At 65.5% G+C, this 14,232-nt stretch carries 15 protein-coding genes; 10 read left to right on the forward strand and 5 right to left on the reverse strand.

Going from position 1 to position 14,232, the window contains the following annotated elements; genetic code table 11:
* Nucleotides 1-118: 118 nt before the first annotated feature.
* Together ACIPG5_RS09720 and ACIPG5_RS09725 are read right to left on the reverse strand one after the other, a co-directional pair.
* A complete protein-coding gene (locus ACIPG5_RS09720) occupies nt 119-364 on the reverse strand; it encodes a TIGR02647 family protein (protein WP_176511405.1) in 246 nt (81 codons plus the stop codon).
* A 69-nt stretch (nt 365-433) separates the two neighbouring features.
* Entirely contained in the window at nt 434-733 is a 300-nt protein-coding gene (locus ACIPG5_RS09725) for a hypothetical protein (protein WP_176511406.1), read from the reverse strand.
* Between the two features lie 111 nt (nt 734-844).
* On the opposite strand from ACIPG5_RS09725, the gene ACIPG5_RS09730 reads away from it, so the two are divergent.
* Complete coding sequence (locus ACIPG5_RS09730) at nt 845-1,507, forward strand: glutathione S-transferase (protein WP_176511407.1); 663 nt, start codon at nt 845-847, stop codon at nt 1,505-1,507.
* A 120-nt stretch (nt 1,508-1,627) separates the two neighbouring features.
* Here the strand turns inward: ACIPG5_RS09730 and argH are convergent, their stop codons facing one another.
* Nucleotides 1,628-3,022, reverse strand: coding sequence for an argininosuccinate lyase (gene argH, locus ACIPG5_RS09735; protein ID WP_176511408.1), 1,395 nt, complete (start codon nt 3,020-3,022; stop codon nt 1,628-1,630).
* Between the two features lie 309 nt (nt 3,023-3,331).
* On the opposite strand from argH, the gene ACIPG5_RS09740 reads away from it, so the two are divergent.
* From ACIPG5_RS09740 to rsd, 7 genes are all read left to right on the forward strand, one after another.
* Nucleotides 3,332-4,075 carry a LytTR family DNA-binding domain-containing protein gene (locus tag ACIPG5_RS09740; protein ID WP_176511409.1) on the forward strand — a complete coding sequence of 248 codons (744 nt, stop codon included), beginning with the start codon at nt 3,332-3,334 and terminating at the stop codon, nt 4,073-4,075.
* A gap of 188 nt (nt 4,076-4,263) precedes the next feature.
* Nucleotides 4,264-5,205: a hydroxymethylbilane synthase gene (gene hemC, locus ACIPG5_RS09745; RefSeq protein WP_401374584.1), complete on the forward strand. Its 942-nt coding sequence runs from the start codon at nt 4,264-4,266 to the stop codon at nt 5,203-5,205.
* Nucleotides 5,202-5,969 (forward strand): uroporphyrinogen-III synthase, encoded by a 768-nt coding sequence (locus tag ACIPG5_RS09750; RefSeq protein ID WP_176511411.1) that lies wholly within the window; start codon nt 5,202-5,204, stop codon nt 5,967-5,969. The genes hemC and ACIPG5_RS09750 overlap by 4 nt, the downstream gene beginning before the upstream one ends.
* Nucleotides 5,970-6,014: 45 nt before the next feature.
* The gene (locus ACIPG5_RS09755; protein ID WP_236236908.1) at nt 6,015-7,115 is read left to right on the forward strand and encodes a uroporphyrinogen-III C-methyltransferase; all 1,101 of its coding nucleotides are present in this window, start codon (nt 6,015-6,017) and stop codon (nt 7,113-7,115) included.
* Nucleotides 7,112-8,350 (forward strand): heme biosynthesis protein HemY, encoded by a 1,239-nt coding sequence (locus ACIPG5_RS09760; RefSeq protein WP_176511413.1) that lies wholly within the window; start codon nt 7,112-7,114, stop codon nt 8,348-8,350. Before ACIPG5_RS09755 ends, ACIPG5_RS09760 begins: the two co-directional genes overlap by 4 nt.
* Before the next feature lie 218 nt (nt 8,351-8,568).
* Nucleotides 8,569-9,072, forward strand: coding sequence for a disulfide bond formation protein B (locus ACIPG5_RS09765; protein WP_176511414.1), 504 nt, complete (start codon nt 8,569-8,571; stop codon nt 9,070-9,072).
* 231 nt (nt 9,073-9,303) lie between these two features.
* On the forward strand, nt 9,304-9,774 hold the full coding sequence (gene rsd, locus ACIPG5_RS09770; protein WP_176511415.1) for a sigma D regulator: 471 nt from the start codon (nt 9,304-9,306) through the stop codon (nt 9,772-9,774).
* 8 nt (nt 9,775-9,782) lie between these two features.
* Here rsd and ACIPG5_RS09775 read toward each other — a convergent pair whose 3' ends face one another.
* Nucleotides 9,783-10,448: an FKBP-type peptidyl-prolyl cis-trans isomerase gene (locus ACIPG5_RS09775; protein ID WP_176511416.1), complete on the reverse strand. Its 666-nt coding sequence runs from the start codon at nt 10,446-10,448 to the stop codon at nt 9,783-9,785.
* A 214-nt stretch (nt 10,449-10,662) separates the two neighbouring features.
* Between ACIPG5_RS09775 and ACIPG5_RS09780 the strand changes: the two genes are divergently transcribed.
* Nucleotides 10,663-11,691 (forward strand): AlgP family protein, encoded by a 1,029-nt coding sequence (locus ACIPG5_RS09780; protein WP_176511417.1) that lies wholly within the window; start codon nt 10,663-10,665, stop codon nt 11,689-11,691.
* Here the strand turns inward: ACIPG5_RS09780 and ACIPG5_RS09785 are convergent.
* Nucleotides 11,667-12,149: a TIGR02444 family protein gene (locus ACIPG5_RS09785; protein WP_401374591.1), complete on the reverse strand. Its 483-nt coding sequence runs from the start codon at nt 12,147-12,149 to the stop codon at nt 11,667-11,669. The two genes, ACIPG5_RS09780 and ACIPG5_RS09785, sit on opposite strands and share 25 nt — an antisense overlap.
* A 50-nt stretch (nt 12,150-12,199) precedes the next feature.
* Here ACIPG5_RS09785 and ACIPG5_RS09790 point away from each other — a divergent pair, with 50 nt between their 5' ends.
* Nucleotides 12,200-14,110, forward strand: coding sequence for an ATP-binding cassette domain-containing protein (locus ACIPG5_RS09790; protein ID WP_176511419.1), 1,911 nt, complete (start codon nt 12,200-12,202; stop codon nt 14,108-14,110).
* Nucleotides 14,111-14,232: the final 122 nt, after the last annotated feature.

Genomic DNA, 14,232 nt, shown 5'->3' on the forward strand with positions numbered 1-14,232 from the left:
TGGCGAGTTTAGCCTGAGTGGAGCACTCGGATAAGCTGCGATTGGGTTTTTGGCGCCATTTTTCTAGCGCCCGTTTGGCCCTTGTCGCCGGCACGCCGGCGACGAGGCCGGTACAGGTTCAGGCAGGCTGCGGGGCCTTGAGGATGTTCAGCAGCAGTTGCACGCTTTCGGCCGCGTCGTGGCCAAGGCTGGTGAGGTACCCGCCATCAGGCTCATCGGTCAATTGCTTTTCGTGCAGGCGTTTGGCCGCAGCGACCAGGGCGGGGGAGGCGTTCGCGTGAATCTTGATGCCTTCCTGGCTGCTGTCCAGGTTGAACAGCGCGAGCACTTCCAGTTCGGCGATCAAATCGGGGGTGAAGGACATGGCGACTCCTGACTTCCAGACGAGGATGGCGGCACCGCCAGCGGTGCCTGACCCTGGAGTGTAGCCGGGTTATTCGTCCTCGCCTTGATCTGCCTCAGGTGGCAGCTCGGGCAGGGCGCGCAGGGCGTTTTCGTACCACTGGGCGTCGAACGGGCGATCTTCGGCGAGCATGTTGTCGATCTCGATGGCCAGTACATGGGCCATGAGGTTGAGGATGTCCTCGCGCTCGTAGCCGACCAGGGTCAGCTTGTTGAAGGTGGCCTTGGCAGCCGCTGGCTCGCCGCTTTCGATCTGGTTCTCGATGGCCTGGGTCAGCGTTGCCTCGGCGAAGGCTTCGTCGTCGTTGTCGATGTCGGTGGGCTCGCTCATGGCGCTACTCCTGATAGGGGGCGTACAGTTTGCCACGCCCGCGCTGGTCATGGCTTGCCGATCGGTCTATAAAAGCCGGGCCATCCCCACACGGCCTGGAGGCTGTTACCCATGCTCAAGCTTCACGGATTCGCGGTCAGCAACTACTACAACATGGTCAAGCTGGCGCTGCTGGAAAAAGGCCTGCCGTTCGAGGAGGTCACCTTCTATGGCGGCCAGGCGCCCCAGGCCCTGGCGGTCAGCCCGCGGGGCAAGGTGCCGGTGCTGGAGACCGAACATGGCTTTCTCAGCGAGACCAGCGTGATCCTCGACTACATCGAGCAGACCCGGGGTGGCAAGGCGCTGCTGCCGGCCGACCCGTTCGAGCAGGCCAAGGTGCGCGAGCTGCTCAAGGAGATCGAGCTGTACATCGAGTTGCCGGCGCGGACCTGCTATGCCGAGGCATTCTTCGGCACGGCGGTGGAGCCGGTGGTCAAGGAGCGTGCACGTGCCGAGCTGCTGGCGGGGTTCGCCACGCTCAAGCGCAATGGCCGCTTCGCACCTTATGTGGCAGGTGAAGAGCTGACGGTGGCCGACCTGATGTTCTGCTTCTCGGTGGACCTTGCGTATGCGGTGGGCAAGAAGGTGCTGAACATCGACTTCCTGGCGGACTTCCCGCAGGCGGCGGCGTTGCTCGAAAAAATGCGCGAGAACCCGCACATGGCGCGGATCGTGGCAGACAAGGACGCGGCGATGCCGGCGTTTCAGGAGATGATTCGCAGCGGCAAGCGCTGATCGTTGGGGGCTGCCTTGCAGCCCTTTCGCGACACAAGGCCGCTCCTACCGGGTTACGCGATTCCCTGTAGGAGCGGCCTTGTGTCGCGAAAGGGCCGCGCAGCGGCCCCAACTTCCAGATCAGCGCGAAGCCAGCAACGCCTTGCCACGCACAACGGCAGTACGCACCTGAGCCGGTGCAGTGCCGCCAATGTGGTCACGCGCATTCACCGAGCCTTCCAGGGTCAGCACGGCGAACACGTCCTGCTCGATCTGGTCGCTGAACTGGCGCAGTTCGTCCAGGCTCATTTCGGCCAGGTCCTTGCCGGTATCGACGCCATATTTCACTGCATGGCCAACGATCTCGTGGCAATCGCGGAACGGCAGGCCACGGCGCACCAGGTAGTCGGCCAGGTCAGTGGCGGTGGAGAAGCCGCGCAGGGCCGCCTCGCGCATGATGGCATGGCGTGGCTTGATCGCCGGGATCATGTCGGCAAAGGCACGCAGCGAATCACGCAGGGTGTCGGCGGCGTCGAACAGCGGTTCCTTGTCTTCCTGGTTGTCCTTGTTGTAGGCCAGCGGCTGGCCCTTCATCAAGGTCAGGAGGCCGGTCAGGGCGCCGAACACGCGGCCACTCTTGCCACGCACCAGCTCCGGCACGTCCGGGTTCTTCTTCTGCGGCATGATCGAGCTGCCGGTGCAGAAGCGATCGGGCAGGTCGACGAACTGGAACTGCGCGCTGGTCCATAGCACCAGCTCTTCGGAGAAGCGCGACAGGTGCATCATCGCCACGCTGGCCGCGGCGCAGAATTCGATGGCGAAGTCACGGTCCGAAACGCCGTCCAGCGAGTTGCCGGCCACGGCTTCGAAGCCCAGCAGCTTGCAGGTCAGCTCGCGGTCGATCGGGTAGGTGGTGCCAGCCAGCGCGGCGCTGCCCAGGGGCATGCGGTTGGTGCGCTTGCGGCAGTCGACCAGGCGCTCGTAGTCGCGGCTGAGCATCTCGAACCAGGCCAGCAGGTGGTGGCCGAAGGTGACGGGCTGGGCGGTCTGCAGGTGGGTGAAGCCCGGCATGATGGTGTCGGCTTCACGCTCGGCCTGTTCCAGCAGGCCTTCCTGCAGGCGGGTGATTTCGGCCAGGATCAGGTCGATCTCGTCACGCAGCCACAGGCGGATGTCGGTGGCTACCTGGTCGTTGCGGCTACGGCCGGTGTGCAGCTTCTTGCCGGTGATGCCGATGCGGTCGGTCAGGCGCGCTTCGATGTTCATGTGCACATCTTCGAGGTCCACGCGCCAGTCGAAGTTGCCGGCCTCGATCTCGCCCTGGATGGTCTTCAGGCCGTCGATGATGGTGTCGCGCTCGGCATCGCTGAGCACGCCGACCTGCGCCAGCATGGTGGCGTGGGCGATCGAACCCATGATGTCGTGGCGGTACAGGCGCTTGTCGAAGTCGACCGAAGCGGTGAAGCGGGCGACGAAGGCGTCGACGGGTTCACTGAAGCGGCCGCCCCAGGACTGATTGGTCTTGTCGGTGCTCATGGATTCACTCGTTGAAGGCGTGAACGAAAAAGTGGCGCCGATAATAGCAGGGTTGGGCGCGCCGCCGAAGGACACCGGTCGACAGAAATCTGCGGCAAACCGTAGCAATGGCGGGGGATGAGGATATTCACCGATTGAACGGCAGTGTTCCACGGACCGTCTACAGTTGGACAAAGGACTGGCAGTGAATCTGCCGGCTCAGTGAATCTTTGGCCTTCGTATCGGTCTAGAGCGTGACCGCAGTGTCGCTCGACCTGCATCTGTCTACGCTATACCTGTGCGAGACTCACTCAGGAATCCAGAGCAATTATGAATGTCCTGATCGTTGATGATGAACCCCAAGCCCGTGAACGCCTGACGCGGTTGTTCGGGGAACTGGAGGGGTACACCGTGCTGGAGCCCAGCGCCACCAACGGCGAGGAGGCCCTGGCACTGATCGAAAGCCACAAGCCCGATGTAGTTCTGCTGGACATCGGCATGCCAGGCCTGGATGGCCTGCAGGTCGCGGCTCGCCTGTGCGAGCGCGAGGCGCCGCCGTCGGTGGTGTTCTGCACCGGTGACGACGAATACGGTGCCGAGGCTTTCAAGGACAGTACCCTCAGCCATGTAACCAAGCCGATCCAGCCCCAGGCGCTGCGCGATGCGCTGCGCAAAGCGGAAAAACCCAACCGTGGCCAGCTTGCCGCGCTGACCCGGCCAGGCAGCGAAGGCGGCGGCCCGCGCAGCCATATCAGTGCGCGCACGCGCAAGGGCATCGAACTGATCCCGTTGCCGCAGGTGATCTATTTCATCGCCGACCACAAATACGTGACCTTGCGCCACGAAGCCGGCGAGGTGCTGCTCGATGAGCCGCTCAAGGCCCTGGAGGACGAGTTCGGCGATCGTTTCGTGCGCATCCACCGCAACGCCTTGGTCGCCCGCGAACGGATCGAACGCCTGCAGCGCACGCCGCTCGGGCATTTCCAGCTCTATCTCAAGGGCCTGGACGGTGACGCCCTGACCGTCAGCCGCCGGCACGTGGCGGGCGTGCGCAAGATGATGCAGACCCTCTGAACAGGGTCTGCGCAGCTTTGGCAGGCGCGGCCTTGCGTCGCCAAAGGGGCGCGCAGCAGCTCCAGAATTGATGCTTCATCTCATAGGCCCCGGGGCTGCTGCGCAGCCCTTTCGCGACGCAAGGCCGCTCCTACAGGCGCCGACGGAGCTGTTATCATCGGCGGCATTCCTAAGCATTGGGGCGCTCCATGTCCACTCGCGAAATCCGCATTGCCACCCGTAAAAGTGCCTTGGCCCTGTGGCAGGCCGAATACGTCAAAGCCCGCCTCGAGCAGGCGCACCCTGGCCTGCTGGTCACCCTGGTACCCATGGTCAGCCGTGGCGACAAGCTGCTCGATGCGCCGCTGGCGAAAATCGGCGGCAAGGGCCTGTTCGTCAAGGAACTGGAAACCGCCCTGCTGGACAACGAAGCCGACATCGCCGTGCATTCGATGAAGGACGTGCCCATGGACTTCCCCGAAGGCCTGGGCCTGTACTGCATCTGCGAGCGCGAAGACCCGCGCGATGCCTTTGTCTCCAACCACTTCGCCAGCCTCGATGCCCTGCCGGCAGGCAGCATCGTCGGCACTTCCAGCCTGCGCCGCCAGGCCCAGCTGCTGGCGCGCCGGCCGGACCTGAAAATCCACTTCCTGCGGGGCAACGTCAACACGCGCCTGGCCAAGCTCGATGCCGGCGAGTACGACGCGATCATCCTCGCGGCGGCCGGGCTGATCCGCCTGGGCTTCGAGCAGCGCATCACCGACAGCATCAGCGTCGACGACAGCCTGCCGGCGGGCGGGCAGGGCGCGGTGGGCATTGAATGCCGCAGCGCCGACAGCGAGATCCACGCCCTGCTGGCGCCGCTGCACCACCTCGATACCGCCGACCGGGTCGTGGCCGAACGTGCCTTGAACAAGCGCCTGAATGGCGGCTGCCAGGTGCCGATCGCCTGCTACGCCGTGCTCGAAGGCGAGCAGCTGTGGCTGCGTGGCCTGGTCGGCCAGCCGAACGGCGGCACTTTGCTGGTGGCTGACGCCCGTGCCCCGCGCAGCAACGCCGAAGCCTTGGGTGTGCAGGTTGCCGAAGACCTGCTGGGGCAGGGCGCCGAGGCCATCCTCAAGGAAGTCTACGGCGAGGCCGGGCATCCGTGAGCCAGTGGCGGCTGTTGCTGACGCGCCCCGCCGATGATTGCGCGGCACTGGCCCAGAGCCTTGCCGCCGCCGGGGTCGCCAGCAGCAGCTTGCCGTTGCTGGCCATCGAGCCGGTCGAGCTGGATGCGCCGCAGCGCCAGACGCTGGCCGCGCTGGGGCAGTACCAGGCGCGGATCGTGGTCAGCAAGCCTGCCGCCAGGCTGCTTCTCGAGCACCTGGCGCAAAACGCGCTGCAGCCCCCGGCAAAGGGCTGGTTCACCGTAGGCGAAGCGACGGCGGCGGTGCTGCAGGAGGCGGGCCTGCAAGTGGCCTGCCCTGCCCAGGGGGATGACAGTGAAGCCTTGCTGGCCCTGCCGGCGCTGCGAGCAGCCATGGCCGTTGCCGCACCGCGGGCGCTGATCGTTCGCGGTGTCGGAGGTCGTGAACTGCTGGCCGAGCGTCTTGCAGAGCAAGGTGCTAGTGTCGATTATCTGGAACTGTATCGCCGCTGCCTGCCGAACTACCCGCAGGGCACGTTGCTGCGCCGCATCGAAGCGGAACGCCTCAATGGCCTGGTGGTCAGCAGTGGGCAGGGTCTTGAACACTTGCAGCAGCTGGCGGGTGCCGATTGGCCGCGCTTGGCGCAGCTTGCGTTGTTCGTGCCCAGCCCGCGGGTGGCCGAACAGGCCCGGGCCGCAGGGGCCCAACAGGTTGTGGATTGCCGTGGTGCCAGTGCCACGGCCTTGCTGGCAGCCGTGCAGCGCAGCGCTGCACCTGCCTCTTAAGGCGCTAAGCTCAGAGCGGTGCGCCCCCATGCAAAGGATGGATACGTGAGCGAAACTGTCTTGTCGAACAATGATCAGCCGTCGGCCCAGGAGCCGGCGCAACCGGTTACCACCCCGCCCGCCAAACGCTCCGGCAGCGGCCTGGCCTTGCTGGCGCTGCTGGTGGGCGCCGCTGGGGTGGCGGTGGGCGGCTGGGGTGTCTGGCAGGTGCGGCAGCTGCAGGGCAGTGAAGTGAACCAGGGCCAGCACCTGGAGGCGCTGAGCCAGCGCGCTGCGGCGCTGCAGCAGCGCGAACAGCAGATCAGCGCCCAGCTGGCCAGCCTGCCGGCCGCCAGCGAGCTGGAAGACCGCCGCCGCCTGGTGACGCAACTGCAAGGCGACCAGCAGCGGCTCAGCCAGCGCCTGGAAACCGTGCTTGGCGAGAGCCGCAAGGAGTGGCGCCTGGCCGAGGCCGAGCACCTGCTGCGCCTGGCGACCCTGCGCCTCTCGGCGTTGCAGGACATCACCAGTGCCAAGGCGCTGGTCGAAGGCGCCGACGAGATCCTGCGCGAACAGAGCGACCCCGGCGCCTACGCCGCCCGCGAGCAGCTTGCGCGCAGCCTGGCAACGCTCAACAGCACCCAGCAACCAGACCGCACCGGGTTGTTCCTCAAGCTGGCAGCCCAGCGTGACCTGGTGCAGCAGCTCAGTGCCCAGTCGCCTGAATTCGACAGCAACGCCGATGCGCTCGGTGCCCTGACCGCCGATGGCGATGGCGCCAGCCGCCTGTCGCAGTGGTGGGCCGAGATCTCCAAGTACTTCCAGATCGACTTCGACGCCGACGACAATGTGCGCCCGCTGCTGGCCGGGCAGTCGCTCAACCAGTTGCGCCTGGCCCTGAGCCTGACCATCGAGCAGGCCCAGTGGGCGGCGCTCAACGGCGAGGCCAAGGTCTACACCCAGGCCCTGGACGATGCGCGCAGCGTGCTGCTGGCCAACTTCAACGCCGACAACGCCCAGAGCAAGGCCATGCTCGACAGCCTCAATGCGCTGGCCGAGCAGCCGGTCTCGGTGGTCACCCCTGACCTGAGCGAGAGCCTGGCCGCGGTGCAGGCCTACATCCAGCGTCGCCACCTGCCGGCCGACAGCGAAGGGGGCAAGCCATGAAGCGTGTCTACCTGCTGGCGGTGCTGGCGATCGTGATCGCCGCGGCGCTGGGCATCGCGGTGGCCAAGCACAGTGGCTACGTGCTGCTGTCGTATGGCAGCTTCCGCTACCAGTCCGGGCTGTGGGCCGCGCTCGCCGCGCTGGTCGCCATCGTCGCGGTGCTGTGGCTGCTGCGCTACCTGGTCGGCCTGGTGCTGACCTCCAGCGGCGTGGTCAACCCCTGGTCGCGGCGCAACCGCAGCCGGCGCGTGCGCATCGCCATCGAGCAGGGCCAGCTGGACCTTGCCGAAGGTCGCTGGGCCAGCGCCGAGCGCCACCTGCGCCGCGCCGCCGAGGCCGAACGCCAGCCGCTGCTGTATTACCTGGGTGCGGCCCGCGCCGCCAACGAGCAAGGCCGCACGCAGGAGAGCAACGACCTGCTCGAGCGCGCCCTGGAGCGCCAACCCCAGGCCGAACTGGCCATCGCCTTGACCCATGCGCAGTTGCAGATGGACCGCGGCGAAAGCGATGGCGCGCTGGAAACCCTGCTCGCCATGCAGGAGCGCCACCCGCACAACACCCAGGTGCTGCGCTTGCTGCAGCGCCTGTACCTGGAGCGCGGCGACTGGTCGGCACTGATTCGCCTGCTGCCCGACCTGCGCAAGAGCAAGGTGCTCCCGGCCAGCGAGCTTGCTGCGCTGGAGCAGCGTGCCTGGGGCCAGAACCTGAGCCTGGCGGCCACCCGTGGCGAGGATTCGCAAAGCGCTCGCCAGTCGCTGGAACGCGCCTGGCAGCAGCTGACCGCGGCGCAGCGCCAGGAGCCACAGCTGGTGCTGGCCTATGCCGAGCAGCTGCGCCAGGTCGGTGCCCAGGGTGAAGCCGAGCAGGTGCTGCGCAGCGCCCTCAAGCGCGACTACGAAAGCCACCTCGCTCGCCTGTACGGCCTGGTGCGCGGCGATGACCCGGCGCGCCAGCTGCAGGCTGCCGAAGGCTGGCTCAAAGACCACCCGCAAGACCCGAGCCTGCTGCTCACGCTCGGTCGCCTGAGCTTGCAGAACCGCCTGTGGGGCAAGGCGCGCGACTACCTCGAAAGCAGCCTGCGCATGGAACGCAACCCGGAAACCTGTGCCGAGCTTGCACGCCTGCTGGCCGGGCTGGGCGAGACCGAGCGTAGCAACCAGCTGTTCCAGGAAGGCCTGGGCCTGCTCGATGAGCGCCTGCTGGCCTTGCCGTTGCCTGAAGGCGTGCGCGCCTGACCGACCCTGGGCCCGCGCCGAGGCGCGGGCTCCGGGGGCTGGTTACTTCTCCAGCGCAGCACGTTAAAGGTGCGCCATCGTTCTTAGGAAAAGCCCTACAACCCAGTTTGAGATTTCCTCTGCTGCTCAGCGACTTCTCGCGCCTGTCTTGCCTTGAAACAAAGCGCGCCTTTCCTCTACCGTTTCAAACCACTTCACTCTCCGGACCTTCTACGCCCATGCCGGCCCGTCTGCGCACGTTCTTTCTTCCTGCCTGCCTGGCCTCGTTGGCAGTGCTGATTGCGTCCTTCTACCTGCAGGCAACCCTGGGCCTCACGCCATGCCCGCTGTGTTTCAGCCAGCGTGTGCTGCTGGGCGTGTATGCGCTGATCTGCCTGTGCGGGGCGGTGCATGTGCCAGGCCCGCGCGGCATTCGGCGCTATGCCTGGGCAGCGCTGGCCAGCTCGGCATTTGGCGCGTTGCTGGCGGCGCGGCATGTGTGGTTGCAGGGCGCCGACGACAAAGGCCATGTGTGCCCGCCATCGCTCTGGCAGCTGTTCGACCAGCCCTTTGGCGAAGCGGCCTGGCAGTTGCTGCTGGGCGGACCGGGCTGCAGCTCGCTGACCTGGAGCTTTCTGGACCTGACCTTGCCCGAATGGAGCCTGCTGGCGTTCCTGCTGCTGGCGCTGCTGCCCATGGCCTGCCTGCTGGCGTATCGTTTGCGCAGCCTGGGTGAAAGTTGACCCAGCGCAAGCCTTGAGCGCCAGCGCGACCAATGGTGCTGCGCCAGGGTATTAAACACTTGTATGAACTTTGTCTGCTGCGTACCTTGATGGGCAGCACGTGCGGGAATAATCTCCCAGCACGCATACCGAAAACACAACTGCTCGATGCCGTCCTGCTGATGTCACCTTTGTGCTGCGCGGTCGTAGTGCGAGGTGCAGCGGCATCTACCCAGAAGGGAAGAGATCGCCATGCTCGATAGTTGTCAGAACGCCCAGGAACGCTGGGGCGGGGTCCATAAGCTGATCGACCGCTGGCTCGAGGAGCGCCAGGAACTGGTGGAGGCTTTCCGCGCCTTGCGCGCCGTGAAGCCGGCCTTCGCCGACAAGGACACCAACGGGGATTTTTGCGCGCTGCTGGTCGACTACGTCTCGGCGTGGCATTTCGAGGTCAGCGAGCAACTGGTCAGCGAAGCCAAGGCGTTTGGTGATACGCGGGGGCTGGAACTGGCCACGCAGATCAACCCGCGCATCGATGACAGCACGCAATTTGCACTGGCCTTCAATGACCATTGCGAAAAAGGCGAGTGCAAGGACCCTGAGCGTTTCGCCGACAAACTCACCAAGTTGGGTGGCTTGCTGCACGAGCGCTTCGAGCTCGAAGACTGCCTGATCGAAGTGCTGCACAACGCCCACAAGGAAGAAGGCGCGGTGCAAGCCTGAAGGTGGCGTCAGTCGCCGACAGCCAGCAGTTCGATCTCGAATACCAGGGGTGTGTAGGGTGCAATCAAGTCACCCGCCCCCTCGGCGCCATAGGCTTGCGCTGATGGGATCACCAGGCGCCATTTCGCACCGACTTTCATCTGCGGCAACGCCACCTGCCAGCCTTCGATCACCGAGCCCAGGCTGAACCACTGCGGCTGTTGGTTCTGGTCGAATACCGAGCCATCCGGCAGCCTGCCGACATAGCGCACCTGCACCTTGCCATTGGCTTTTGGCTGCGCGCCATTGCCGCTGCTCAGCTCGCTGTACAGCACGCCTTCGGGCAGTTCGTGCACGCCGGCGCGGGCGCGTTCATTGGCCATGAAGCGTGTTTCGATGGCCAGCAGTTTCGCCACCTCGGCCTGTTCGGCAGTGTTGCTCGCCTGTTCTTCATGCTGCTGCAATATGGCCTGCATGCGCGCCTTGTCGAGTTTCAGCGGCTGGTTCTGATAGGACTGGCGCAGCCCTTCTACCAGCGCATCCAGCTGCAGCCCCGGTACTTCCTCGCGCAGCCGCTCACCCAGGCTGGCGCCCAGGCTGTAGGCCAGGTCGGCGTCGTTGCCTGGGGCGGTATCGGGGGCGGCCAGAGCGAAGGGCGCCAACAGGCTCAGACCGAATACAAGATAACGAGGCATGCGCAACTCCAGCTCAATGAGCGATGAAGTATGCCAGCGCACCTGCGTAAATATCAGCAGCGATTTGTTAAGCAACTACACTTGCACGCAGCTGCAAGACAACAACTTTGCCCAGGCATGCAACGCGGCGCTAGCGATACTGTCCACATGCCCTAGCGGCAGTAGCAGCAGAAGCATAGTATGAGCCGCAATCTCGTCAGCCAGGAGGTAAACCATGTCGGCCAAAAAGAAGCCAGTAAGCACGCCGTTACACCTGCTCCAGCAACTTTCGGGCAGCCTGCTCGATCACTTGGAAGATGCCTGCACGCAAGCGCTGGCTGATGCGGAGAAACTGCTGGCCAAGTTGGAAAAGCAACGCGTCAAGGCGCAGGAAAAACTGCATAACGGCCGCCTGAAGTTGCAGGACGCGGCCAAGGCAGGCAAAGCCAAGGCCCAGGGCAAAGCGCAGAAAGCCATTGGCGAACTTGAAGGGTTGCTCGACTCGCTCAAAGAGCGCCAGACGCAAACCCGTACTTATATTCAGCAACTCAAGCGCGATGCCCAGGAAAGCCTGAAACTGGCCCAGGGTGTTGGCAAGGTACGCGAGTCGGCTGGCAAGGCACTGGAGCAGCGCGCGGTAGCGGCGAAGTCGGCCAAGGCTGCGGCCAAACCAGCGGCCAAGGCACCTGCAAAAGCGGCCGCCAAGCCTGCGGCCAAAGCGGCTGCTAAACCTGCAGCCAAGGCGCCAGCCCGCGCAGCAACCACCAAGGCCCCAGCGCGTACCGCAGCTGCCAAGCCGGCCGCAGCCAAGGCACCGTCCAAAGCGGCTGCAGCCAAACCCGCCGCTGCCAAAGCTACCCCGGCAAGAACCGCTGCCGCTAAACCCGCTGCCAAGCCTGCTGCAGCCAAAACCGCTGCTGCCAAGCCTGCTGCGAAAGCGGCGCCGGCCAAAGCTGCAGCCGCCAAGCCTGCTGCAAAACCGGTAGCGGCCAAAGCTGCAGCTGCCAAGCCTGCAGCAAAACCTGCGGCCAAGCCTGCCGCTGCCAAAGCTCCAGCCAAGCCGGCCGCCAAGCCAGCCGCAGCCAAGCCAGCAGCCAGGTCCGCAGGCAAACCTGCTGCCAAGCCAGCCGCCAAGCCAGTTGCCAGCAAGCCAGCCGAAACCAAACCGGCCACTGCGGCTACCCCAGCGACCAACTCGGCTACCCCGGCAGCACCTTCGGCCCCGGCCAGCACCCCAGCTCAGGCGCCGTCTTCGGCCTCCTGAAGCCCTGCGGCCGCGACGCGCAACTGCTCCAGCGCGTCGTGGCCACGGGCCTGGTCTGGCGCAAGCCAGGCCAGCCAATCTTGCGAGCCCGCCTGCTCACCTGCAGGCCACTGCTGCGCACACGCCTGCAGGCGCTCCAGCAACGTCCTTTCCGCTTGCAGTTCCAACCCTTTCACTTGCTCCCTCAGCGCCGCCAGGTGCGGCTCGTGCTGCGCGGCTGCCCGCCACGCCTGGCGCAGGCTGCGCAGGGGCGTCACCACTTCCTGCTGCCAAGGTTCGGCAAGCGCACGCAAGGCCTGCACGCGCGCAGGGTCCGGCGTGACGCCACGCGCCTGCAACCAGGTTGCGCACAGCAGCAGGCAGACATCGCCGCCCAATGCCTGCACGTGCAAGCAGGCCGCTTCGACACCCGGCCGTGCATACAGGGCCAGGGCGTGATTCCACAGGTCGGTGTACATGATTCCACTCACGCTACGGGCCGAGGAAGCTGGTAGACTCCGCGACCATCATGATCAGACTATCCAACCTCACTTTACAGCGTGGTCCGCAGCGCTTGCTAGACGGCGCCGAGATGACCCTGCACACCGGTCACAAGGCCGGCCTGATCGGCGCCAACGGCGCCGGCAAATCCAGCCTGTTCGCCTTGCTGCGCGGCGAGCTTTCGCCCGATGGCGGCGACTGCCAGTTGCCCGGTGACTGGCGCATCGCGCACATGCGCCAGGAGGTCGACACCCTCGATCGCCTGGCCGTGGACTATGTGCTCGACGGCGATGTGCGCCTGCGCAAGGTCCAGGCCGAGCTTGCCCTGGCCGAGCAGGCCCACGACGGCACTGCCCTGGCGCGCCTGCACAGTGAGCTGGAAAGTGCCGACGGCTACACCGCCGATGCGCGAGCGCGCAAGCTGCTGGCCGGCCTTGGCTTCACCAACGAGCAGATGGACCGCCGGGTAGGCGACTTCTCCGGTGGCTGGCGGATGCGCCTGAACCTGGCCCAGGCCTTGATGTGTCCGTCCGACCTGCTGCTGCTGGACGAACCGACCAACCACCTGGACCTCGACGCCATCCTGTGGCTGGAAGACTGGCTCAAGGGCTACCCCGGCACGCTGTTGCTGATCTCCCACGACCGCGACTTCCTCGATGCCGTGGTCGACCACGTGCTGCACGTCGAGCAGCGCAAGCTCAACCTGTACAAGGGCGGCTACAGCGCCTTCGAACGCACCCGTGCCGAGCGCCTGGCGCAGCAGCAGCAAGCCTACGAGAAGCAGCAGGCCCAGCGCGCGCACATGGAAAAGTACATTGCCCGCTTCAAGGCCCAGGCCACCAAGGCCCGCCAGGCGCAGAGCCGGATCAAGGCCCTGGAGCGCATGGAAGAGCTGTCGGCGGCGCATGTCGACTCGCCGTTCGACTTCGTCTTCCGTGAGTCGCAGAAAATCTCCAGCCCGCTGCTGAGCCTGTCCGAAGGCCGCCTGGGCTATGGCGACAAGGCGATTCTGGACAAGGTCAAACTGCAGCTGGTACCGGGTGCGCGGATCGGCCTGCTCGGCCCCAACGGCGCGGGCAAGTCGACCCTGATCAAGAACCTCGCCGGCGAGCTCGAGCCGCTGTCGGGCCGCCTGGTGCGTGGCGAGAACCTTGCCGTGGGCTACTTCGCCCAGCACCAGCTCGACTCGCTGGACGACAAGGCCAGCCCGCTGCTGCACCTGCAGCGCATCGCCCCGGCCGAACGCGAGCAGACCCTGCGTGACTTCCTTGGCGGGTTCGACTTCCATGGCGACCGCGTCGACGAGCCGGTGGTGAATTTCTCCGGCGGCGAAAAGGCCCGCCTGGCCCTGGCGCTGATCGCCTGGGAACGGCCAAACCTGCTGCTGCTCGACGAACCGACCAACCACCTCGACCTGGAAATGCGCCTGGCGCTGACCATGGCCTTGCAGGAATTTTCCGGCGCCGTGGTGGTGGTTTCCCACGACCGTCACCTGCTCAAGAGCACCACCGACGAGTTCCTGCTGGTGGCTGACGGCAAGGTCGACACCTTCGATGGTGACCTCGACGACTACAGCCGCTGGCTGGTCGAGTACCGCCAGCGCAGCGCGCCGGCGAGCACGGGTTCGGCCAACCCGGACAAGACCGACAAGAAGGCCCAGCGCCAGGCTGCTGCCGCCTTGCGCCAGCAACTGGCGCCGCACAAGAAGGCCGCCGACAAGCTGGAAGCCGAGCTCAACCAGGTGCATGCGCAGCTGGCCGAGATCGAGGCGGCGTTGGCTGATAGTGGGCTGTACGAGGCGGCGCGCAAGGATGAGCTGCGTGACCTGCTGGCTCGCCAGACCAAGCTCAAGCAGCGCGAAGGCGAGCTTGAGGAAGGGTGGATGGAAGCGCTGGAAACCCTTGAGAGCATGCAGGCTGAGCTCGAGGCGTTGTCCTGATCGCTTGGTGTCGAGAGTGCGGGCCCTATCGCCGGCAAGCCGGCTCCCACAAGTAGCCGGCGATAGGCGAAAGGATTTCTGTAGAAATCACTGGTCATTTTTTCACCAACCCCTTAGCTTAA

Source organism: Pseudomonas sp. NPDC087029, from assembly GCF_044745345.1.
Lineage (GTDB): Bacteria > Pseudomonadota > Gammaproteobacteria > Pseudomonadales > Pseudomonadaceae > Aquipseudomonas > Aquipseudomonas faucium.